This window comes from Paenibacillus sp. Soil724D2 (assembly GCF_001427935.1).
In the GTDB taxonomy this organism is placed as follows: domain Bacteria; phylum Bacillota; class Bacilli; order Paenibacillales; family NBRC-103111; genus Paenibacillus_E.
Map to the genome: position 1 here is coordinate 57,191 of NZ_LMRY01000014.1, position 22,837 is coordinate 80,027.

Annotated in this window: 23 protein-coding genes and 1 riboswitch; of the genes, 5 read left to right on the forward strand and 18 right to left on the reverse strand. The window is 42.5% G+C overall.

Annotated elements, in window-relative coordinates; translation table 11 throughout:
* Positions 1-87: 87 nt before the first annotated feature.
* A riboswitch (TPP riboswitch) is annotated at positions 88-198 on the reverse strand.
* Positions 199-774: 576 nt separating this feature from the next.
* From ASG85_RS15650 to ASG85_RS15670, 5 genes are all read right to left on the reverse strand, one after another.
* Positions 775-1,185 (reverse strand): VOC family protein, encoded by a 411-nt coding sequence (locus ASG85_RS15650; RefSeq protein WP_082588097.1) that lies wholly within the window; start codon positions 1,183-1,185, stop codon positions 775-777.
* 20 nt (positions 1,186-1,205) lie between these two features.
* A complete protein-coding gene (locus tag ASG85_RS15655; RefSeq protein ID WP_060646779.1) occupies positions 1,206-2,057 on the reverse strand; it encodes a patatin family protein in 852 nt (283 codons plus the stop codon).
* A gap of 189 nt (positions 2,058-2,246) precedes the next feature.
* A complete protein-coding gene (locus ASG85_RS15660) occupies positions 2,247-3,812 on the reverse strand; it encodes a DUF3369 domain-containing protein (protein WP_200961682.1) in 1,566 nt (521 codons plus the stop codon).
* Positions 3,809-5,344 carry a sensor histidine kinase gene (locus tag ASG85_RS15665; protein WP_057302698.1) on the reverse strand — a complete coding sequence of 512 codons (1,536 nt, stop codon included), beginning with the start codon at positions 5,342-5,344 and terminating at the stop codon, positions 3,809-3,811. The genes ASG85_RS15660 and ASG85_RS15665 overlap by 4 nt, the downstream gene beginning before the upstream one ends.
* Before the next feature lie 9 nt (positions 5,345-5,353).
* Positions 5,354-5,734, reverse strand: coding sequence for a hypothetical protein (locus tag ASG85_RS15670; RefSeq protein WP_060646780.1), 381 nt, complete (start codon positions 5,732-5,734; stop codon positions 5,354-5,356).
* Between the two features lie 310 nt (positions 5,735-6,044).
* Here ASG85_RS15670 and ASG85_RS15680 point away from each other — a divergent pair, with 310 nt between their 5' ends.
* Positions 6,045-6,362: a hypothetical protein gene (locus ASG85_RS15680; protein ID WP_060646781.1), complete on the forward strand. Its 318-nt coding sequence runs from the start codon at positions 6,045-6,047 to the stop codon at positions 6,360-6,362.
* A 115-nt stretch (positions 6,363-6,477) separates the two neighbouring features.
* The gene (udk, locus tag ASG85_RS15685; RefSeq protein ID WP_057302694.1) at positions 6,478-7,113 is read left to right on the forward strand and encodes a uridine kinase; all 636 of its coding nucleotides are present in this window, start codon (positions 6,478-6,480) and stop codon (positions 7,111-7,113) included.
* A 55-nt stretch (positions 7,114-7,168) separates the two neighbouring features.
* Here udk and ASG85_RS15690 read toward each other — a convergent pair whose 3' ends face one another.
* Both ASG85_RS15690 and ASG85_RS15695 read right to left on the reverse strand, forming a co-directional pair.
* Complete coding sequence (locus ASG85_RS15690; protein WP_060646840.1) at positions 7,169-8,326, reverse strand: MFS transporter; 1,158 nt, start codon at positions 8,324-8,326, stop codon at positions 7,169-7,171.
* Positions 8,316-8,858, reverse strand: coding sequence for a hypothetical protein (locus ASG85_RS15695; RefSeq protein ID WP_060646782.1), 543 nt, complete (start codon positions 8,856-8,858; stop codon positions 8,316-8,318). The genes ASG85_RS15690 and ASG85_RS15695 overlap by 11 nt, the downstream gene beginning before the upstream one ends.
* Before the next feature lie 160 nt (positions 8,859-9,018).
* On the opposite strand from ASG85_RS15695, the gene ASG85_RS15700 reads away from it, so the two are divergent.
* On the forward strand, positions 9,019-10,134 hold the full coding sequence (locus tag ASG85_RS15700; RefSeq protein WP_060646784.1) for an aminopeptidase: 1,116 nt from the start codon (positions 9,019-9,021) through the stop codon (positions 10,132-10,134).
* Between the two features lie 106 nt (positions 10,135-10,240).
* Here ASG85_RS15700 and ASG85_RS15705 read toward each other — a convergent pair whose 3' ends face one another.
* Positions 10,241-11,719: a L,D-transpeptidase family protein gene (locus ASG85_RS15705; RefSeq protein ID WP_060646785.1), complete on the reverse strand. Its 1,479-nt coding sequence runs from the start codon at positions 11,717-11,719 to the stop codon at positions 10,241-10,243.
* A gap of 176 nt (positions 11,720-11,895) precedes the next feature.
* Between ASG85_RS15705 and ASG85_RS39590 the strand changes: the two genes are divergently transcribed.
* Positions 11,896-12,027 (forward strand): hypothetical protein, encoded by a 132-nt coding sequence (locus ASG85_RS39590; RefSeq protein ID WP_268795878.1) that lies wholly within the window; start codon positions 11,896-11,898, stop codon positions 12,025-12,027.
* A gap of 267 nt (positions 12,028-12,294) precedes the next feature.
* Here ASG85_RS39590 and cyoD read toward each other — a convergent pair whose 3' ends face one another.
* From cyoD to ASG85_RS15730, 5 genes are all read right to left on the reverse strand, one after another.
* Entirely contained in the window at positions 12,295-12,624 is a 330-nt protein-coding gene (cyoD, locus tag ASG85_RS15710) for a cytochrome o ubiquinol oxidase subunit IV (protein WP_047677705.1), read from the reverse strand.
* Between the two features lies 1 nt (position 12,625).
* A complete protein-coding gene (gene cyoC, locus ASG85_RS15715; protein WP_057302690.1) occupies positions 12,626-13,237 on the reverse strand; it encodes a cytochrome o ubiquinol oxidase subunit III in 612 nt (203 codons plus the stop codon).
* Complete coding sequence (locus ASG85_RS15720) at positions 13,237-15,210, reverse strand: cbb3-type cytochrome c oxidase subunit I (protein ID WP_060646787.1); 1,974 nt, start codon at positions 15,208-15,210, stop codon at positions 13,237-13,239. Before ASG85_RS15720 ends, cyoC begins: the two co-directional genes overlap by 1 nt.
* Before the next feature lie 34 nt (positions 15,211-15,244).
* Positions 15,245-16,219: a ubiquinol oxidase subunit II gene (gene cyoA / locus ASG85_RS15725; RefSeq protein WP_057302688.1), complete on the reverse strand. Its 975-nt coding sequence runs from the start codon at positions 16,217-16,219 to the stop codon at positions 15,245-15,247.
* A 239-nt stretch (positions 16,220-16,458) separates the two neighbouring features.
* Positions 16,459-16,722 carry a hypothetical protein gene (locus ASG85_RS15730; protein ID WP_235549191.1) on the reverse strand — a complete coding sequence of 88 codons (264 nt, stop codon included), beginning with the start codon at positions 16,720-16,722 and terminating at the stop codon, positions 16,459-16,461.
* A gap of 246 nt (positions 16,723-16,968) precedes the next feature.
* Here ASG85_RS15730 and ASG85_RS15735 point away from each other — a divergent pair, with 246 nt between their 5' ends.
* Positions 16,969-17,727 (forward strand): MBL fold metallo-hydrolase, encoded by a 759-nt coding sequence (locus tag ASG85_RS15735; RefSeq protein WP_060646789.1) that lies wholly within the window; start codon positions 16,969-16,971, stop codon positions 17,725-17,727.
* 75 nt (positions 17,728-17,802) lie between these two features.
* Here the strand turns inward: ASG85_RS15735 and ASG85_RS15740 are convergent, their stop codons facing one another.
* From ASG85_RS15740 to ASG85_RS15760, 5 genes are all read right to left on the reverse strand, one after another.
* The gene (locus ASG85_RS15740) at positions 17,803-18,111 is read right to left on the reverse strand and encodes a DUF4870 domain-containing protein (RefSeq protein WP_047677714.1); all 309 of its coding nucleotides are present in this window, start codon (positions 18,109-18,111) and stop codon (positions 17,803-17,805) included.
* Between the two features lie 117 nt (positions 18,112-18,228).
* Complete coding sequence (locus ASG85_RS15745) at positions 18,229-19,215, reverse strand: NAD-dependent epimerase/dehydratase family protein (RefSeq protein WP_060646791.1); 987 nt, start codon at positions 19,213-19,215, stop codon at positions 18,229-18,231.
* Between the two features lie 26 nt (positions 19,216-19,241).
* Complete coding sequence (locus tag ASG85_RS15750; protein WP_200961683.1) at positions 19,242-20,426, reverse strand: FAD-dependent oxidoreductase; 1,185 nt, start codon at positions 20,424-20,426, stop codon at positions 19,242-19,244.
* A gap of 471 nt (positions 20,427-20,897) precedes the next feature.
* Entirely contained in the window at positions 20,898-21,554 is a 657-nt protein-coding gene (locus ASG85_RS15755) for a deoxynucleoside kinase (protein WP_057302683.1), read from the reverse strand.
* Between the two features lie 108 nt (positions 21,555-21,662).
* Positions 21,663-22,736 (reverse strand): DUF3900 domain-containing protein, encoded by a 1,074-nt coding sequence (locus ASG85_RS15760; protein WP_060646792.1) that lies wholly within the window; start codon positions 22,734-22,736, stop codon positions 21,663-21,665.
* Between the last annotated feature and the right edge of the window lie 101 nt (positions 22,737-22,837).

The window sequence follows — 22,837 nt, forward strand, 5'->3', positions numbered from 1 at the left end:
CTCTTTTTAACCACAAGAAAAAGCCCCCGTTATCCGGGAGCGCCATGTGTAGAAAATGATAAACCCATTCGAAACAGATCGAATGAACGTGCATTTATGTGAGTTCTCTACGCTGGCATTACCCAGATCAGATTAACGGTGAGTGACAATGACGGTCACAATCTCAGCCTGACTTCTCAAGCTCCCGTGGGTTCTTATTGGTTTGTTTATACCATACCTCATGTTCGTACTTATTGCAAACAGAAATGATAACTACATTCCTGCTGCATCCAGCAAATTGGGCTTATGTTATACGCTTTTGATGCTTGTTGATAACTCTCATTAACTTCTTCAGCAGACCCGACGGCCATAACTTCAAATTTGTTTGTAACGTTGGTCAAAGGCTTTGTACATATAGGCAGCCATCCGTGGTTACTGTTGTTGTATTTTCTGCAACATTTTCCACTCACAAACGCTATTTATTAAGTGTAAGTTGTAGTTTGTACAACACTTCTTTTTACCCCTTTGGAGAAATGACCTGTAGGGGTCCAAACTGTTGCACTTTATGCAACATCGTATCGCAATAGCGCTTTTATAGGCTGCAATTGTTGCATTTCCTACAACATCATCCATCGAGAGTTCGTCCAGCCCTTCACCAACCTTTAAAAACAAGAAAAAACCACCGTTTACCTTATGAATCCCCCCCTAAATTTTTCATCGGTTTAACCCAGGGGTTTTTCCAATGTTTATTCTAAGGGGCGCTCTTCAAAGGAACAGTGGCCTTAATTAATATGTCTAGTTTCTCGCAAGAGTCAATTGCCATGTGACGCCGAAACGATCACCAACCCAACCAAACTTTTCACTAAATGGGTAGGCCGCTAATGGCATGAACACCTTGCCGTCTTGCGCTAACTTCTCATACACGCGATCAATTTCCTCTTCACTGTCACATGTAACGTACAAAGAAATCGCAGGTGTAAAAGTGAAATCGTGCTTTACATAGCTATCTATGCACATAAAAACCTGTCCATGAAGTGAAAACGTGGCGTGCACAACACTTCCCTCCGCGCCTGCTTCGCCTGCTCCATAGCGTTTTATGGTCAATATCTCGGAATGGTCAAATAAAGAAGTATAGAAATTCATGGCTTCCTCAGCTTGACCGGTAAACATTAAAAACGTAGTAATTTTTTGATTTGATTTTTCCAAATACACACAGCTCCTTACGGTCAACTAAGTAACCATTCTTTCATCTGTGATCCCATTCGTTTCGCATCCTGATAGCCAAGCTCGTGCAACGCTTCTAGTTTCTTTGGATCCTTTTCCATACGGCCTACTACTACTTTCGACGAAGGTCGTATAATGATCGCACTTCCATCTGCTTCCATTCGTTCAATGGTTTCTAAGGTTCCATTATAGATTTCACTTCGATTGACAAGTACATTTACAAGGCCGTTATAAGCCGGGTAGAAACTTTTAGCTAGCCACCGCTGCTTAAAGGGACTCTTGCGATACCCCTGTTCTTTGGTCAACACGATAACATGCTTTTTGTTCCCATCAGCAAGAGACTTCTTCACAGGAATCGGATCTACTAAGCCGCCGTCAAACAAGGTCCGACCTTCATAATGAATCGGAGTGGCTACAAATGGCAATGAACTTGATGCTTGAACAATCGGCAAGGTTTGCTGCATAAGCTGATGTTTCGTGTAATAAATAGGTTCGCCCGTATGCGCATCGGTTGTACCGATCGCGAACTGCTGTGACGAGTTATAGAAGGTATCGTAATCAAACGGTACCAGCTTATTCGGCAACTCTTTAAATATAAAATCCATCCCAAATATGCTCTTATGACGGAATAAATTGCGATAGCTTAAATATCGGTGATCTCTAATATAACCGATCGTTACTTTTTTATTACGCCCGGGTTGTTTGGAAATATACGAAACTGCGTTACATGCACCTGCGGATACACCAACCACATAAGGAAAATATAAATCCTCTTCCATAAAGTATTCCAAGACTCCTGCGGTGTATACGCCACGCATACCTCCGCCTTCCAGTACGAGTCCAATTCCTTCCATGGTCACACCTTCTTTCTCTTTCTCTCTGTCTCTAGCCCCTTTCTAGCATACAGGAAATGTCAATTAAAAGAAATGCTCCTCCATCTCCGTAAAAGAGACAAAGAAGCAGATTTCATGCCACTTTATTAGATGGATTCAGGAATTACCCCAGATAATCCACGTTTTTGGCGAATTTTACGGATGATGATGTTAACGCTGCTCCTTGTAGAACTCTTTGATTACCAGGAACTCATCCAAATGCTTAATAAAGAGATCTACGATCACAGGATCGAAATGCCGACCGCGTTCCGTTTTAAGCAAATCCATTACACGATCAAGTTCCCAAGCTTTCTTATAAACACGATCACTGCATAAAGCATCAAATACATCAGCTAATGCGGTTATACGACCATAGAGGTGTATCTCGTCGCCTCGAAGTCCTTGGGGATACCCTGTTCCATCAAAACGCTCATGATGCTGCTGTGCGATGATAGCAGCGGCATTTAAGACTTGCTTGTTCGAATGCTTGAGCATTTCGTACCCCAGATTCGAATGAGTTTTCATAACATCGAATTCTTCACTTGTTAGCGATCCAGGCTTGTTCAAAATCGCGTCTGGTATGCCAACTTTACCAACATCATGCATCGGCGAAGCCAAGCGAATGACTTCGGCTTCCTGCTCAGATAATCCATATTTAATAGCCAGTAAACGGGAGTATTCGGCAACTCTTTTCACATGGTGTCCCGTTTCCTTGGATCTCGTTTCCGTGATTTCACCCATCGTATAAATAATTTCTTGCTGTGTGCTTTCAAGCTCTTCATTCAAATAAATATTTTCGAAAGCCACAGAAACATTCGCACAGTAAATATCAACTAAATAATGCTCCCACTCGCTGAGTGCTTTGAATCCATTCATATAGATGACATTTTCCATCCCCATCTTACTTTGAAAATAAATCACAAAGCGATCCGATGCGAAGCTGCTTTTTTTGGAATGAAAGGCATGTTCAATCTCTTGGAGTACATCTGTAGGAACAACATCCCGTGCTCGTTCGTCTTGATTGGATGCGTAATCCCCGCTTGCTGCTAGGATATAAATATCTTCCACACCTTTAGTAACAGCAAAGCTGCAATGAAGCGCATTTTTATGTAAGTTAACGATGGAGGTCATTTGTGTTAAAACGCCGGAAGCAAATTTCTTCATAGATTGCAGCTCGAATAACGAAGCAGATGACTTAATAATCTCCTCCAAGCCCGATCTGCTTTTCTCAATTGTTTTAATATCGCGATAGGAGCGCAGCGCCGTAACCACTGTGGTGAACAGCTTCTGTGTTGTGAGTTCTGTTTTTTCTTTATAATCATTAATGTCATAATCCATGATGACCGTGCGTTCAGGCGCTTGACCTGGCTGACCTGTCCGCAAAATAATGCGTATCGCCTGATTATTCAATTCTTCGCGTATGTACTTAACAATTTGCAGCCCTGCATCATCTTGTTCCATGACAACATCCAAAAGGACTAATGAGGCATTCGGTTGTTGTTTTAACAGCTGTTTGGCTTCTAAAGCCGAATAAGCGCTATGGAATTCCAGCTTCTTTCCATCAAATTCAAAGTCTTGCAGAACCATTTTCGTCACTTGATGGATTTGTTTCTCATCGTCAACAATGAGTACGACCCAAGGGTCTTGTTCGATCGGAACTTCCTTTGCTGAATCGGTCTCTTCTTCCTCAGCAAAAAAAAGCTCATCCTGGTCCATTAACCCATCTTGTCCTGTCATTGCACAGCTTCCTCCTCTTTCGGAATTGTAATGGTAAATAAACTTCCTTGTCCCAAGGTACTAGAACCTTCGATGGTTCCATTCAGTGATTGTGTAACGAGATTATAGACAATATTCATCCCTAACCCTGTTCCGCCTTTGCCGCGGCTCGTCGTGAAGAAAGGATCAAAAATTTGATCTAGCACTTCTTTCGTCATCCCTTTACCGTCATCGGTATAGGCAAGGATAATATAGTCTTGATGCTCTTCAACACGTATGGTTAAACTGCCTTCTTCCTCTATCGCATAGGCATGGTTCAAAGAATTCATGACTAAATTCGTAATAATTTGTGATAAAGCACCTGGGTAAGTGTAAAGAATCAGCTCATTATCGCAATAAACATCTACTCGTAGCCTTGTTTTCTTGAGCGTAGGTTTCAAGCTTGAAATGATTCCCTCTAAATACTCCTTCAAATGAAACGAGCGCTTGACTTCAACGCTTTGATCAACAGAAATTTGTTTAAAACTGCGCACCAAGGAAGAAGCGCGTTCCAGATTGGTCTGCACCATGGCATTCGTCTCTTGTGTGATGGATAGAAACTGCTCAAGGTCAGACTTTTTCATTTTACCTGTTTCATACAGGTTCTTAAATTCCTTCGTCTTTTGATCTAAATAGCTGATTGCTGTTACACCAATTCCAATTGGTGTGTTGATTTCATGTGAGACCCCGGCTACAAGATTACCCAAGGCTCCCATTTTCTCCGATTGGACAAGATGGTCCTGAGTCACCTGCAATGTTTTTAGTACCTGCTGAAGCTCTTGGTAGCGTTCATCCAAATTTTTGACCATATCATTAAAAGCTTCAGACACTTCGTCGATTTCAGGGGAAGCTTTGAACTGCAGGCTAGGAAGATCTCCTCCTTGCCTTACAACAAGCGCGGCTTCACGAAGTCGGCTTAATGGTCGAATAACAATTCTTCTCAAAATAAGCCAAAGCAATGTTGACATAACAATAGCTACACTAATGCCCACAATCAGAATAAGTTTCGTTCGCTTTGCAAGTAGTACGGCTTCCTCGGACGAATCAAAAATAACTTCTACCGCACCTACAACAAGGCCATCCTCCTGTAGAGGCGCCGTCAGACGGACTACCGGTTTATCCGTTTGTGCCATAGGCACACGGTCAACAATGGTATGATCCTGCTTAGGAATGATTACACTATCAAGAGGCATATGATTACCGACTTCAGAACGATTGGAAGCCGCAAGAACTACGCCTTGTTTATCGTAAAGCTTCATTTCGAGTACACGCGTATTTTTGTATTGAATATAATCAAATATTTGCTGTACATCTGTAACGGAACGAGATTCTTCATAGCGTCCATTAATGGCAATCGTCATACCGCTTATTTGACTCACATAGGCTTCTCGAATGGATTGATTTAAACTTATGGTATCGAAAACCAACATTGTTGAGAGCATACTGACCGTAACTGTAGTCACGAGGAAAACAATTCTTTTCTGTAAGCTCAATCTCTTTGGAAGAAATGACATGGGATGCTCCTACTTCACTTCAAACGTGATCGTCTTGCTTACATCGTAAGGTGTGTGATCGTTATTATGTAAGGAAACCTTTAATTCGTGAGGAGCTTTGCTTAAATGTTCATAATTTTTTTCAGTGGTCGTCATAATTTCTTTTTCTGCTTTGTCCAAGGAAACATGAACGTGCCCTTCCCCTTGCTTGCGCTGTTGATCATAATGCTCTTTGGAAAGCTTAAGGTCCGTTATAATTCGAAGGGTTGCAGCATCTCCATTAACAATAATACTTGCCTCTAAGGTAGGTGTGAATGAATTTGCCGGTGAAGTATTTGTTTTGGATGATCCACATCCGGAAATACTTAGTGTAACAGCTGCAATTATACAAAAACCTTTCCATGTTCTCATCGTTTCATCCCCTATTTAGACCCAAATTGTCTAATCATGTCAAAAAAAAGCTATCTTCCTTAGCTTATGAATATTCAAGCGGTTTGTCCACTTTTATTTTGGAAACAATAGCCTTTTCATGTAATTGATTTTGTATTCGAAATTTTCTGACTTTTCATGTCGAATTATCATAAGAACGCTCACATTTTGCGCTTCCCCAGGAAATAATTTCATTTCCCAATCGAAGAATGATTTCCCCAACTTTGGAGCAATGTAGTAAAGTCGCTGTTCTTTTTTACCCATAACAATTATCCTTAGGAGGCATTCCCCTATGACAGAAACCCATCAGCATCAGCAGCCGCTTCAGCACGCCATTGACGCAGCAGATCATGCTATACTCCAAGCTCAAGACGCTGAGCATCAACTGCAAGTTGCCATTACACAGGCCAACCCTCGGTCTATTCAATCTGCACAAGCAGCGCTTACAGAGGCTAAGCAGCAAGTTCATGAAGCACACGAGCAGCTACAAGCTTTTAATAACGATGAGTATGGGCAGCAAATACAGCAAACCATGGAACAATTGACGCAAGCTTCACAAGATATCGAGGCCAATCAAGAGAAGTTCCATACCCCGAAGCAAATTCGATAAGGCTATTATTCTCTGCAAAAGGTGATCGAAATTCGATCGCTTTTTCTTTTTATACGAACATTATGTTAAACTACGGAGGAAGGTTTTCAAGTTATTTGGGGAGGCACTACATTTCATGCTCGTTATCGGAATTGCCGGTGGTACCGGTTCAGGAAAAACTACAGTAGCTCGATCTATCATTACCAAGCTAGGATCCACGAACGTGACATTAATTTCACAAGATAATTATTATCTTCATCATAGTGGTCTTACTTTTGAAGAACGGGAACGTATTAATTATGATCATCCCCGTGCCTTCGAAAACACCTTGCTGCTCAAGCATTTAAATGAATTGAAAAACGGCAATGCCGTTGACATTCCTGTGTACGATTTCTCGCAGCACGCTCGCTCACAAGAGACGATTCGTATCGAAGTAAAACCGATTGTGCTTCTTGAAGGCATTCATGTCTTAACAGATGAAGAGCTGCGCGGTGCTTTGAACATTAAGGTGTTCGTTGATACCGATCCAGACGTCCGTATTCTGCGCCGACTATCCCGAGATATTAATGAACGTGGACGAACGCTCCAATCTGTCTTTGATCAATATTTGACAACCGTTAAGCCAATGCATGACGCATTTATTGAGCCGTCCAAGAAATATGCTGACATTATTATTCCTGAGGGCGGAGAGAATCAAATCGGAATTTCTATGCTCACTATTTTGACAGAGCGGTATATGACGGATCAAGCAGCAAGCTATGAAATAGGCTAAATGTTGACTAAATGAAAAAGGACACCAAACCTTCGTTAGGTTTAGTGTCTTTTTTTCATACAGATTGACGTCGAAAAGTAAACCCAGATAGGGCAAATAAGATATAGATAAGGCCTATTAAGTAAAAAATGCTGGCCGTGCTAATATACCGTATAGCTAGTCCTCCCATTAAAGGGCCGGCTATACTTCCTAAGCTGTACTGGATAGAAGCAAGTACATTCGCAGTGGGTACTAAATGTCTGGGCAATATATCTGCCGCGTAGGCCAAACCTAGTGAGAAAAACGAGCCCACCATGCCCCCAGCAACGCCGAAACAGAGTCCAATCAACCAAAGATTCGAGCCAGCAAACGGAATACATAGAAATGCGATGGAGCCAATGAGGCCACTCACAATAAGGATACTTCTCCGCCCCACACGATCACTCCAAATCCCTAGCGGCAGCTGCATGATGAGACCCCCTACCCCCATGATGGGCAGCAGAACACCAATATTAGATTCCGTGAGACCTGCACGCAGTCCATAAATCGGAAAGTTGCTGTTCATCGAGGCTTCCATATAGCCATAGAGTAAGGAGGTAATAAGCGGGAACCAAGCGATTGCTAATACCTTTGAAGCACGCTTATGCACCGCTTCCACTTTGTCTAGTTGCTCTGGCTTCTCATTGGACAACTGCAGCACAAGCGTTAGAACGATTAAGAAAAAGCAGCTGGTCGTCAAAAAGGGAACCCAACTACCTGCTTTGAGCAAGGTAATTCCTATAGGTCCTAAGCTAAAACCAACGCCATAAGCCATGCCGTATAAAGAGATATTACGTCCTCTACGCTCTTTAGGGCTTGATGTAACGATCCATAACTGGGTTGCATAATGCAAGGCGCTATCCCCGATCCCTACAAGCAAACGAAGTACAAACCAGAAACCAATCTGCTGCCATAACGGAAACAAACAAGTTGCCAAGATGACCAGTCCCATCCCAACCATGATGACTGGCTTATATCCGTATCTTCGCACAGGTCTTTCTATGAAGAACATCGTGGAGAAAATACCAATATAAAGCGCAGCAGCATTCAGGCCATTGGCTTCCGTTGAGACACCCGAACGATCCAAAAGGATCGTTAGCAGCGGCAGGAGCATGCCTTGACTCATCCCTGCCACGATAACGACCATAATTAATATGATTAATTTGTTAGTTGAGATCCGTTGTTTAAGAGCCATTTCCAAAATCCACAGCTTCCCATCTCTCCGCGTATTCATTCAGCTTACCATGGAGTGGGACATGGAATTGGTTGATGATGACGAGTCTTACTTTTTTGATCCATTCCTTGAAGGAAGGATATGTCACGAATAGATTCGCATAGCGATCACTCATGCATACGAAATGGGGTCCGGGCGTTTTATCCGTCAAAAATTTCAAAGATGTATCTATCGGTGTGTACTTCTTACGCTTCCCTTCCCACTTATCCACGTCCAATTGAAGGGTGGTATCCACATGTTCCAGTAGGCTTTCCAAATGCTTCACACGGGCATAATAGGGCTGCTGACTAGGTATGTCCATTCTCCGTAGCGTTTCCTCATGCTGGGGATAAATGATAGCCCGAACGAACTTTCTTTCCTCCGCCCATTTGGTAAAAGCTTGCAGCTCTGTCTCCGTCCAGTCCTCAAATGTTTCAAATAATAAAACGGTTCCTTTATGAGTCTCCGCTGGAGGTTCGTACCCGAATGGTACTTTAATCTGATCTCTTGCCATTGCGTCCTCCTCTAGTTGTAATTTCTGTTGTCTGTCATTCCTTGATATATTGTAGCATACCCCATTAAGTTCCACGAAATCATTAGTCATTATTGGCTTAAGAACGCTTGTTGCGATATAATTTGTTAGTACATATATTCAATCAAGGGAGACCTATAGAATGAGAGATCCAAGACTTCAAACTTTTGCCCGAAATATAATCCGTTATTCAGTTAGCCTTCAGCCTGGTGAGAACATATTGATTGAAATGATTGGAGTCAAAGACCCCGAACTCGCCAAATGCTTCATTGAAGAAGTTTATGCCGTAGGCGGTAAACCATTCATCGAGCTGCGCGATCCAGCCATCATGAGAAGTTTACAGATGACAGGCACACAAGAGCTATTTACCCAATGGTCCGAATTTGAGCTTGCGCGGATGAAGCAGATGGATGCTTACGTAGCCGTCCGTAGCGGTGATAATATTACCGAATCGTCCGATGTACCCGATGACCAAATGAGGCTCTACCTAAAATACTTCCAACGTCCTCTCTTCGACGAACGTATTAACAATACCAAATGGTGTGTAATGCGTTATCCGAATCCTTCTATGGCTCAGCTTGCCGGCAAAAGCACCGAGGCTTTCGAAGATTTCTATTTCAATGTTTGTAATCTCGATTACAGCAAAATGGCTGCCGCTATGGAATCACTTGTCGACCTGATGAACCGTACAGACCGCGTTCGCCTTGTTGCCAAAGGGACTGATATTAGCTTCTCGATCAAAAATATTGGCGCCGTTCCTTGCTCTGGTTTGAGAAACATACCTGATGGTGAAGTATACACAGCGCCTGTGAAAGACTCCGTCAATGGAGTAATCAGCTATAACACACCTACGATATATTCCGGCACTTCTTTTGAAAATATTGTATTACGGTTCGAAAATGGCCGTATTGTTGAAGCTACAAGCAATGACAGCAAGAAATTGAATGATATCCTGGATACCGATGATGGTGCTCGATATATCGGCGAATTCGCAATTGGCGTAAACCCTTACATCCAACATCCAATGAAAGATATTTTATTCGATGAGAAGATTGATGGCAGCATTCACTTTACTCCAGGACAAGCATATGAAACAGCGGATAATACGAACCGCTCCTCCGTTCACTGGGATATGGTGCTGATCCAGCGTCCCGAATATGGTGGCGGCGAAATCTACTTTGATGATGTTCTCATTCGCAAAGACGGACGCTTCGTCATCCCTGAATTGGAAAAACTGAACCCTGAGAACTTAATGTAGTTAATTTAAAAAGCAGCCGCTGCTTCCGACTAATCCTCGGTAAGCCTAGGCTGCTTTTTTCATAAGATCGCAGGAAATAATAAGTAATGCCATTAACAAAACGTGATTAACCAAGCCAATGAAATACCTGTTTCGGCGATTGATCAAGGGATGGCAGCTTATTGGGAATAAGCAATAACGTGTCCTTCACTTGCTCATTATGGATCGCAGCCCATTTGGAAGAATTTATTTGAACCTCTGTGCCCTTAGGAACAAACTGGAATAATTGCTGCACATCCGGATTCGTCAGTCGAATACAGCCCAATGATTGATCCGTGCCGATTGAGCTCTCATCGAATGTTCCATGAAGTGCAATCGCTCCAAGTCCCAAGCCGGCCTCCCCATATACTTGTGCATGTTTACCTTTGGGCTTCTGTACACGATCCATCACCCGAAAATCTCCTTGGGGTGTGCTCCCGTTGGCTCCAAGACCAATATCTTTAACCCACAGTAAATAGCTGCCGCTAACCAGTTTCAATTGATGTTCTGCCTTGTTGATTTCTATATGCACAGGTTCATAGGGTACTCGACCAACGACTGCTTCATTCGCATAAAACATCTGCTCGACATCAGCCGCGCCGAAATTGTAGACCCACCCGCCTCGCCCGTTAAACACCGTGGATATGTCATTGGAACTTGTGAACGCTTCTAACGGTATGAAGCTCAAATAATTATTCGGATAATCTTGCAGGAGAGCATTCAGATGAACGGGAGCATTTCCATAATCTTTGCGGTACGATTCCAAAGCTGTACGAACTAAATTAGCACCAATCGCACTAAGCGGTTGGTGCTTTTCAAATTCGGAATTCAGAAAGCGAATTCTCACTGTACGATCCGTCGCGGGATGATATTGAGCGATAACAATGGCGCTTTTCGTCAACTCATCATTCGTGAGAAGCATTGTTTTCCCTTGGTTCACGTTATCTTGTGAAACGATGCCATAAATAAGAATACTGGAATTCGGCATCTCCTTGGCTAATTCCAAAGCCTGCTTATGCAGTGCTGTTTCAATATCTTCATTTTTGGTGTCAGGATCAAGATACATGATAAATGGGACATCTACTGTCTCATATGTAACATCGCTTCCAACACCCCAGACTTTCATTTTCGAAATCGCTTTATAGATCGGGGCATCTCCAACAAACAAGAAGACTAACATCAAATTAAGTACAAAGAGAACGATAAGCATTGTTTTCATAAATGGAGGTAACAGCCGTTTTTCCGCCTCTGGGAATGCCTTTTGCATACTAGCTGCATGTTCCGCTTGTTGTTGATCCAATTCACGAATGGCTCGATTAGCAGCCGAATAAAATGGCGATGGATACGTTCGAAGAACTTCTTTGTAATGGAAAATCGCTCTTTTCAAATTTCCTTTTAACTGAAATTTTTGTCCGATCTTATAATGAGCTTCCGGAGAATTAGCGTCAATATATCGGATCACTTTTTCGTAATATTGTGGATCAGAAGGGCTTATGAACAAGTTCTTATGCAGATGAATCAGATTATCGTCGAGATGGTTACGAAATCGTTGGCTTCTGCGAATCATTCGGCTCCTCTCCGTTCAATAGAATTGCTTGTCCACTCTAGTTGAATGATACAATTAGTATCTCTGATACATAATGTATCATGCGTAAGATAAAAAGACAACTATTTATTACCTTTTGTCTTATTGAATGAACGATAATCATTTAGCAAAAGCTGTATCGACGGAGGTGATAAATCATGAGTGGAAGAAATAGTAAGCCCAAGAACACTGGACCTGCAGGCAGCCCTTCTCGCTTAGATCAATTCGGAGAAAAAGCCGTACAACAAGAGAAACGAGAAGCTAAGGAACGTAACAATCCGACATGCTAGTGATACTCTGAATACTTTAGTGATGAAATTCATCGTCTCAGTTGCTATCTTCAGAGGACTTAGGCTGGCTCGGTGCCTGAAAGGATGTTTTTCATCGTTATGGAGTCAATTCTAGCTACTCCATGTTCTTTAGCGATGAATTTCATCGTTTCAGATGCCTTCTCCTAATTTTTTGACTTGTCCGAGGAACTGCTGCATTCCAACACAATAAAAAAGACGTTCTCACCACGCCAAACATGGTGAAAACGTCTTTCCTTTTATCAAAACTTAATGAGCCACTTGATTATAAGTCATAATCCAAATCGAACCGGCCACAATCGTCAATAAAATAACAAGACCAAAGATCAGCGCCATGATATTCCAGCGAGCGTTCTCGCCCTCTTTCACATGCATGAAGAAGAACAATTGAACACCGAATTGCAGTACGGCCATGATGAGAATCAAAACGATTGTGCCTGTTTTGCTCAACATATGGTTCATGACGGCAACGAGTGGAATGATGGTCAGAATGATTGAGAGAGCAAAGCCAATGATATAAGATTTCAATGAACCATGAGCGTCATGGTTTTCATGTGAACCTGTATGCGGTTGACTCATCTTACATCACCCCCATCAAATAAACGACTGTAAATACGAAGATCCAAACAACATCAAGGAAATGCCAGTACAGGGAAATGACAGCTACTTTCCGTTTGGTTACTGCTGTGATGCCGCGGCGTTTCAATTGCAGCATCAACCCGACCATCCAGATCAAGCCAACCGATACGTGCAAACCGTGTGTACCAACTAATGCAAAGAAGGCTGATAAAAAAGCGCTCGTACTAATAGTTGCACCCTCATGATTAACCATGTTAATGAATTCATTAAGCTCGAGTCCAACGAATGACGCTCCCAGAAGCACGGTTACGGCGAGCCAACCGATTAACTGCTTCATGTTCCCTTTATGCATACCAAGCACGGCTAAACCGCTTGTGAAGCTGCTAGTTAGCAAGATAAAGGTTTCTGCAATGATACCTGGCATCTTGAACAATTCTTCCGGGGTAGGTCCCCCGTTCGTATTTTGATGAAGAACCATGTACGTTGCAAATAAAGATCCAAATAAGATACAGTCCGTGATTAGAAATATCCAGAATCCGAACGTTTTGAGCGACTCGTGATCATGTTCATGATCGTGGGCGTGATGCCCACCTTGCGCAGCTGCATGTGCCATTATACTTTCGCCCCTTTCAATGCGGCTTCCGTACGTTTCACTTCATCAGCAGGAATATAATAATCCGTATCATAGCTGAACGAACGTGCAATCATACTAATCGCGACACCAATTAAGGCAGGAATCGTCAGCCACATCCAATCAAATACAAAACCAAATCCTGCGAAAAACCACAAAGCGGACATTATGAATGGTATGGAAGAATTCTTAGGCATGTGAATCGCATCATATACGATCTTGGCTGGTTGCTTGGCAGATAAGCTTTGCTTCTGCTTTATTTCCCACCATGCATCTGCCTCGTTTACTTCTGGCAATACGGCAAAGTTATATATTGGAGCTGGCGAAGGAATCGACCACTCTAGTGTTCTGCCATCCCACGGATCCCCGGAAACATCCGGTTCTCTGAATTTAATCGAGTGGGCAATTTGCCATACTTGGAAAATGAACCCGATACCCATAAGGAAACCACCAACTGTTGACACAAGATTTAACGGTCCCCAGCCCATATCGAAATCGTACGTGTACGTACGACGAGTCATACCATCTAAGCCTAAGAAATATTGCGGCATGAAACAAACATAGAATCCAATGTTCCACAGCCAGAATGCCCATTTACCTAAGTGTTCATTAAGTTTGAAGCCGAACATTTTCGGCCACCAGTAGTAAAGTCCAGCGAAGTAACCAAAAGCTACACCACCAATTAAAACTTGATGGAAATGCGCAATCAGGAAGTAGCTATTATGGAATTGAAAATCAGCAGGCGCAACAGATAACAATACCCCTGTCATGCCCCCAACAACGAAACAAGGAATGAAGGCAATCGTCCACATCATTGGTGTCGTAAAACGAATTTTACCGCGGAACATAGTGAATAACCAGTTAAATACTTTAGCTCCGGTCGGTATCGCAATCAACATCGTACTAATGGCGAAAAAGGCGTTAACATTCGCGCCGGAGCCCATCGTAAAGAAGTGATGCGCCCAAGTGAAGAAGGACAATAAACTAATGATCAGCATAGCAAAAACCATCGATTTGTAACCAAATAATTTCTTTTTGGAGAAGGTCGAAACAACTTCTGAGAAAATCCCGAAAGCTGGAACGACAACAATATAGACCTCGGGGTGACCCCACATCCAAATCAAATTAATGTACATCATCGGATTCCCGCCGCCGTCCAACGTGAAGAAATGGGCGCCAAGGAAACGGTCAAGGAATAATAAGGCTAACGTAACTGTTAGGATCGGGAAAGCAAAGATAATCATAATACAGCTTGAAAATACGGACCATGTAAACATCGGCATTTTCATCAACTTCATGCCAGGTGCACGCATTTTCAAAATAGTTACGATAAAGTTAATCCCTGTTGCCAAACTACCGATACCGGATATTTGAATCCCCCAGATATAGAAGTTCTGTCCAACACCCGGACTGTGGGACACTTCCGAAAGCGGCGGATAGCTAAGCCATCCTGCATCCGGTGATCCGCCAATGACGAACGATACGTTGAAAAGCATCGCTCCCCAGAAGAACATCCAGAAGCTAAGTGAGTTCAAGAACGGATAAGCGACGTCTCGAGCTCCAATTTGCAGAGGGACTACAATATTAAATAAACCAAACATTAGAGGCATAGCCATGAATAAAATCATAATCACGCCATGCGTTGTGAAAATTTGATTATAGTGCTCTGGTTGCAGAAATTCGCTGTTTGGCATTGCTAGCTGTACACGCATTAGAAGCGCATCCACACCGCCGCGAAACAGCATCATGATCGAACAAATGATATACATGATCCCGATTCGTTTGTGGTCAACACTTGTTAACCATTCACGCCAGAGCCAGCCCCACTTCCTGAAATAAGACAGCACGAAAATCATTGCGATCATCGAGAGTCCGATACTAACCTGAGCACCCAGGATGAGTGGATCGCCCGTTACGAAAAACTCTGATGCGAATTGCTTTATTTTATCCAACATGAGCAGATCTCCCTTTCTCAAAAGCTTTGATCGATCATTTTGTCATTTTCATTTGACTGTGATCATTATGATTCATAGGGGCATTTTTGTCCGTAGCTTGAGGCTTACTCGTCTCTTTCACGGATTCTGTACCTCCATGACCACTGTGAATGGATTGACCATTCGTATATTTCGTTACAATCTTATCGAAAAGTCCATCTGGTACCGATGAGAAGTATTGCACATCTGACTTACCAGGCTTTGCTAATGTTTCATAGCTTTCCATCGTAAGTTTTGTTGGAACCTTTTTCGTTTTGGCTACGAAAGCATCGAAATCGCTCTGAGATGTCGCATTCACATCGAATGTCATATCCGCAAAATGCGCACCGCTGAAATTCGCTCCCGTTCCGAAGTAATGCCCGATCTCATCGGCTTGCAAATACAGTGTCATCTTCATACCTGACATCGTATATATCTGCCCACCCAACTGCGGGACCCAGAACGAGTTCATCGGAGCATCTGAGGTCAGTTCAAACTTAATCGGCGTATCCTCTGGAATTTGCAAGTAGTTGACCGTTGCTATGCCCTGCTCCGGATACGTAAACAACCATTTCCAATCCAGTGATGTCACTTGAATGGTGACGGGTGGTTTATTGGATTTCAACGGCTTAGAAGGCTCTAGTGAGTGCGTATAACGAATAGTTATGACTGCCAGTGCCACAATAATAATGATGGGAATTGACCACCAAACGATTTCTAAAGTAGTACTGTGCGCCCAATTTGGCTTATAAGATGCTTTATTGCCTTCTTTATCCCGATACCGCCATACGATCCATGCAGTTAGCGCAAGAACAGGTACGAGGATTACCGTACATAAAATAGTAGAAATCACAATCAAATCTTTCTGTTCAGCACCCACAGGTCCTTTGGGATTCAGTACCATAGCTTGATTACTGCAGCCTGCCAATAAAATAATGATGGCGACCATCATAAAGGGCAGCAAAGCTTGTACGAGTGTTCTCTTCTTCATCCTACTTAACCTCCCTATCAACAAATCTGATCTACTATCAAGATATCATCTCGCTGATAAAAGTACACTGTCGCAAATACAACTTAACAAATACGTCAAAGGATCGACGTTTTACTGTAAAACAAATGTCACAGAACGTTTGTTGACTATTATAAAAATGTATGAAAATGCATGAAAACGAAAAAGCCCTTCAAGTTGTAACTTGAAAGGCTTTTTTTATTACTCATAATACGTTGTAATCATTCCGACTTTGAAGCTGCACGAGAATGCACCAAGTGAATAGCCGTCCGAATGACATAGATGTGCACACTACCTACCATGAAGCCAATACCAACCATTAAAGAAGCATTACGGTCACTAAAATGATCCATATTCATCAAGCTTAATAGTAATCCTATGCCTAGCAACGTCCATGCCGCTATTGTCATCATCTTGACTAATGGCATTACATCGCGCTCACTGCGCTCATTACTACTGATCAAAACGGCTCTATTTGCCATCATTATCACTCCAAACTCCAATGTAAGTGCTTTATAAACATAGTATATCACAAATCCAAAATTTGTTCATACTTTATTCACACGTTGATCAAAATTTGGACAAAACTAAATACGTTTAGTTCACAAATAGAAATATGTTGACATTAATATGAATTTGTGTTATAATAAAATATTTGTTTGACAACTCACCAACCTCCTGGGTATGATAGCACTGTTATTCCATTATCATTTCTCTTTGGAGGGATTCGAATGCAGATTGCGAACGGTATTTACATGCTTGAACTGTCAGTTCCTGTAATGGGGCGTATCGATGTCATACACCCAACCCTTTTAATCGATGAAGGGGGCGCCACTCTCGTGGACACCGGATATCCCGGTATATTACCGCTTATACAGAATGCCATGGAGGAACATAACATTCCATTCCGTCATTTGAAAACAATTATTATTACACATCAAGACATAGATCATATCGGAAGTTTACCTGATTTCATAAGCAAATCTCCGCATAAACTTGATATCTTGGCCAGTGAAATCGAGAAACCTTATATTCAAGGTGAGAAAATGTTGATCAAAATCACACCAGAATCGATCGAAAAAGCGGTCGCTAGTTTACCTGCGGACATTTCTCCTGAATGGCGAAAAGCTTTTCGATCAGCTTTGGAGAATCCGCCCAAAGGACCGGTCAATGGCATTCTTGAAGATGGACACGAACTTACCTATAGTGGTGGAATTATCGTCATACATACCCCAGGTCATACTCCGGGACATGTTAGTCTGTACCACAAACAGAGTAAAACATTGATTGCGGCTGATGCCTTGGTCGTTTCAGATGGTCAACTTCTCGGCCCTATTCCGGAGTACTCCGTTAACTATGAGTTAGCGATGCAATCAATTAAGAAGTTCATCAAATACGACATTGAGGCTGTTATCTGCTATCACGGCGGGTTGTATAAAGACAACGTAAATCAACGTATTGCGCAATTGGCAGCTTCTTCTTTTAACTGAATCATCATCTTATCGTTTAAAATCGAAAAAGCAGGCTGCCACAATTGGCAACCTGCTTCTCATATGTATGTCCTGCTACTTCAATAACGTGTAACCTCCGATAAACGGAAGGGGTTTTACTTGGCCTTGGGCCGCAGCGACTATACCTAGAATGGCTAAAACAAACACAGCTAAATTCGCTAAAGGCAATAGAATCCAACCAATGAAAGGAATGATACCCAAAACAACATTTACGATGACAGCGGCTAGTAATAACGTAAGACCTTGGTTAGCATGATACCATGCAAACTTGGAGTCCTTTGCAGCGATGAGCGGGATAAAAAACAAGATGTATGCAATGATGGCCATTCCCTTATTACTTTGAATATCCGAAGAATCATACATAGACAGCACCTCTTTCTTTTTCTCAAAGTATACTATTCCATTATATTCGGTGTTTTCCATCTATTCTATTGAATTTCATACTTTTCGAAAAATTATTTTCCGGAGTCAAATATCCCATCAGTTGCTAAAATCACGCCAGAGTCTGAGTAATTCTTGTTCGCGGGAAGGGTCCATACCTGCAAGGCGAACTATCTCAGATGATCGTCCTAAATCCCAAACCAAAGTGTCTTGGACAGTCTCACTTAACGGCCTAGTTGTTAGTCCCGATTCGAAGGCTTTGGCATTGTCCAAAGCAAACATCCCAACTAAACTATCGCTCTTTATCCAAAGTGGAAGCTCCATCCACTCCCCGACTTCATGTGCCACTAAGAACGTTTCCGATACCCATGAACAAGATGTTTCAGATGCACATACACTTTTACATGCCTCAACTACATCTTCCATTGTATAATCGTTGCCGCTTGCATGGAGTGTGCCCGTTATACCTTGTTCAACTAACCGAATAATCCAAGCCGATAAATCTCTTACATCAATAAATTGGAGCTTCCGTTCTTTCGGCAGAGGAACTAACACGTCTCCACCCCGATGAAAACGAGATGGCCAATAGGTGAATCTATCCGATGCATCATAAGGTCCAACAATGAGACCTGGACGTATAACTAGTGACCGGTCAGGAAATGATTGGTTCACCGCTTGCTCACAGAGGGCTTTTAGCGCACCGTAACGCCGCCCTGGATCAATTGTTTCTACCGATTCCAATTCAGCCACTGGTGCCGACTCATTCAAATTTTCCTTCCGAAGATCGTCATAGACGGAAACAGTAGAAATGAAGGTAAAGTGCTTCACTCGATCCTTCAACAGCTTTGCAGCGGCATCTACAACCTCTGGCTGATATCCGCTCGTATCGATTACCGCATCCCATTCGTGCTCTTGAAGCAAGTGTAAATCAACGTACCGATCACCATGGATATGCCGGACCTGTGGAAAGGCATTAGCGTCATGCTGTCCCCGGTGAAATAAAGTTACTTCATGCCCCCTAGCTAATGCGGCTTCTGTAAGCGCTCTTCCTAGGAATTTCGTACCGCCTAGAATTAGTATATTCATGGACTACCTCCAAATATTTAGTTTATCTACACGCGATAACCCAGAAGCCAATCCAACCGCTTCATTTGGACATTATCAGGAAGGAGTCTAAGCACCTGATTTCGCAGCATAATAGCGGCTGGATTGCTCATTTGCACGATGCGCGCCATTCGTCTAGATTGATGCACAACTTGATTGGCTCGTGGTTTTCGATTGCTCTCATAAGAATGAAGTGCGGATGTAACGCTATTTAAAGAAAGCATTGAAATTCCTTCTAGACATCTAGCTACAACAAGAGCATCCTCCATCGCCTGAGCGCCTCCTTGCCCGAGATTAGGCAGCATAGGATGAGCTGCATCACCAACCAGTGTTACTCTCCCTCGGCTCCATCTTTCAAGTGGTTTACGATCATGAATGTCATGCGTTAAAATTGCCCCCTCATCAGTAGACTGGATAGCCTGCTCAATCGGATTATGCCAGCCCTCAAATTGCATAAGAACGTAGTCCTTCTTACGATCTACACCTGTCCCTGAAGCTGCATTGATTGCCGCGAACCAAAAAACTTGCCCCTCGCCAATCTGAGAAAAACCGAACCGTCGTCCTCTCCCCCATGCCTCAAATCCTCCACCGATCTCAGGCATATAACGCTTATCCAAGAATGTAGTAATGCCTCGGAAAGCTCTAAAACCTGAATATCGCAGTTGTTCTAAACCAAATAATAGTTGAGCAACTCGTGAATGAATACCATCTGCACCGATTAAGATATGTCCGCTATCTTCTGTTCCATCATCAAAATGGACAACTACCTGATGCAGATCCTGTTCAAAGGTTATCAGCTTTTTATTCATATAAACGATTGTTCGCTCATCTAGTTGTTGAAATAAAATCATTTGAAGCTTCGCGCGATGAATAAGGTAGCTATAAGTTCCATATTGAGCGGCTTGCTTCGAGACGGGAACTGAAGTGATCGGTTTACCATCCCATGAGCGAATTTCAGCCAAGCCAACTTTAGCGCCGGCCCCCCGCACCTGTTCATCCAAGCCAAGCTCCGATAATACATGCATCGCATTCGCAGCTAACACAATTCCAGCACCGAACTCGGATAGCTCTTTCTTTTTCTCGTAGATGACAACTTCCCAACCTTGCTTTTCTAAGAAAAGCGCTGTCGTTAATCCACCAATCCCAGCTCCAATGATAATTGCTTTCCTAGTAGAAGGTAAGATATTCTTCATGTTGCCCTCCATAACCAAACGAACCATTTCCATCTACTGTAACATATTCCATTCAAGACAAAAACCTCCTAAAACCAAGGGTTAAGGAGGTGCGTTATTATGAGGGTATGAAGTTTATATTCTGTTATGTTGCAACTAATTGTTGTTTAACCTCAACGATCTCAAGATTCGAGAAAAATCGGCTTAACTTCATCATTTTCTCATTTGCTGCCAATTTAGAAAGTGGCGGGCACATAGGCTTTCCTCTGTAACATACGATAAATAACAAACTCATCACCTACTCTTCCATTCAAGAATTCACATTTTCACTTGATACATAACGTATCATACAATAATTTTACTCTAGATACAACAAATAGAGATAAATACCGTCATATTTCGATAGTATATGTAATTTCACAGGACTTTATAACCATTAAACTCCTACATAATTCGAAAGACCCCCTCGGAATGAGGGGGCCCTTCGATATTTTAAACGATGACCAATTCGGAAAGCTTGGCACGTACCTGCTCAACTAATTCAATCGCATCTTCGGAACGATTCACAACATCAACACGATCCATATCTACAATCAACACTTCAGAGGCATGATAATGATTCATCACCCAGTCATCATAACCTGACCAAAGCTGCCGATAATAATCAACCAAAGATTGATCCTGCTCGAAGCTGCGTCCCCGCAGTCCGATGCGGTACATAACCGTTTCGAATGAAGCTTTTAGATATACCATAAGGTCTGGCGCTTTCTTAGGAAGCTCGGCAAGCTCAGACATCATATTGTCAGCAAGCCCCTCATAAACATCAAATTCCAGCTGTGAAATACGGCCTAACTCCCGATTCACTTTGGCAAAGTACCAATCCTCATAAATACTTCTATCCAGTACATTTCGATTATGTACTAACGCTTGTTTAATTGCTTTAAATCTTGTATTCAAGAAGTGCAATTGAAGTAAAAACGGATATCGCTTCAACTCAATTTCTTCCGGTGATGCCGTGTAAAATAGCGGTAGTATCGGATTATCATCGACACTTTCATAATAAACATTAGAATTTAATTCTTGCCCAAGTAAAGTAGATACCGATGTTTTACCTAGACCGATCATTCCCCCAACCACGATCACAGCCATTGACCCCTTTCTCCTTCTGCCCATTCGTAATTTACCGTCAGTCAATTCTTGCAAAGCTTCCCTATTATACAAGGAATTCATAGTGGTGGGAACCCTATTTTTTCAACTTTATCTATCGTTTTCTTCTTCTCTTGTAATCCGCTCAATGACAGCATGAAGATCATCTGGTCTAAGTAATTCAACCGGTGATACGCCTTTTTCGAAGTGTAAATAATCGCCTTCAATCAGGATGACGTACCGTTCACCTTGTCTGGCAATGTGAACTTTGCGTCCATAATCGGCAAGCTGCGCCTTCACACTGATATGATCTAGCTTGATGCGCATTTCCAGATCCGGCTTCTGCTGGGCCAAATAATTAGCGGCATCCATGACCTGAGTCGGTGTCCACTTCTCCTGAAGCTCGCGCTTTTCACTGGCTGCCCAAATTTCCAAATCCTTTTCTTCCTGCTCGCGTTCCTCCGGTTTATGCTCATAGTCTCTCTCCAGCTGCTGCTGAACGAGCCCTAGTACTTGATGATGCAAAATTTCTGGCATGGACTGCTCATATTCTACATATTTTAGGAAATCCTCAAAGTAACGAGCATGTGAAGCCTGGTGAATTTTCAGCTCCGCTGGTTCTAACATGCCTTCCTCAGGCATAAACGGATATTGGATCGATTTCATGTTTTTTGCATTAATCGCCATTTCCACTTGATTCAATAAGCTCTTTTCGTCGGTAATCCGTGCAATTTTCGGCTCAAAATCGCACTTAAGGATAAATACAAAAGGATCATCAAAATATTGATTGAGCTTCGCACTTGCGACAAGAAAAGCTCCGCCCCTGACCGCACTTGTGTTCAGATAAGCGTTTAAGAGTTCGTCAGCGACATTAAGGAAGTCCTGTTTATTCTCTGCATAGCGCAAACGCGCGAATAGATTATAGTTCGGATTACTTTCTAATTCGAAGCCTGGCTCGGTAATGAAACGTCCTATCTTCGTAGGCACCTGCTCAGCTCTCGGGTTTCGCTCAACTTTGCGTTTAGCAATTCGGGCGAACTCTCCGTCTAAGAATTGTTGTAACGCACTGTCTTCATAATCATTCTCGTCCAAAGTCTGATAATGGCGATAACTTTTAGCGGATGCCGAGTCGGCACCTTCCCCTTGGATCACAAAAAATGATATATATTGAACTGCGAATTTCATGCTGCTTCTCCCTGTCAATCGTATTCAAAATTGCACAACTTTGATTGTACTTGGTATAAAACCGAAACACCACAAAAAAAAAGGAACAGTTTGTGATTGTT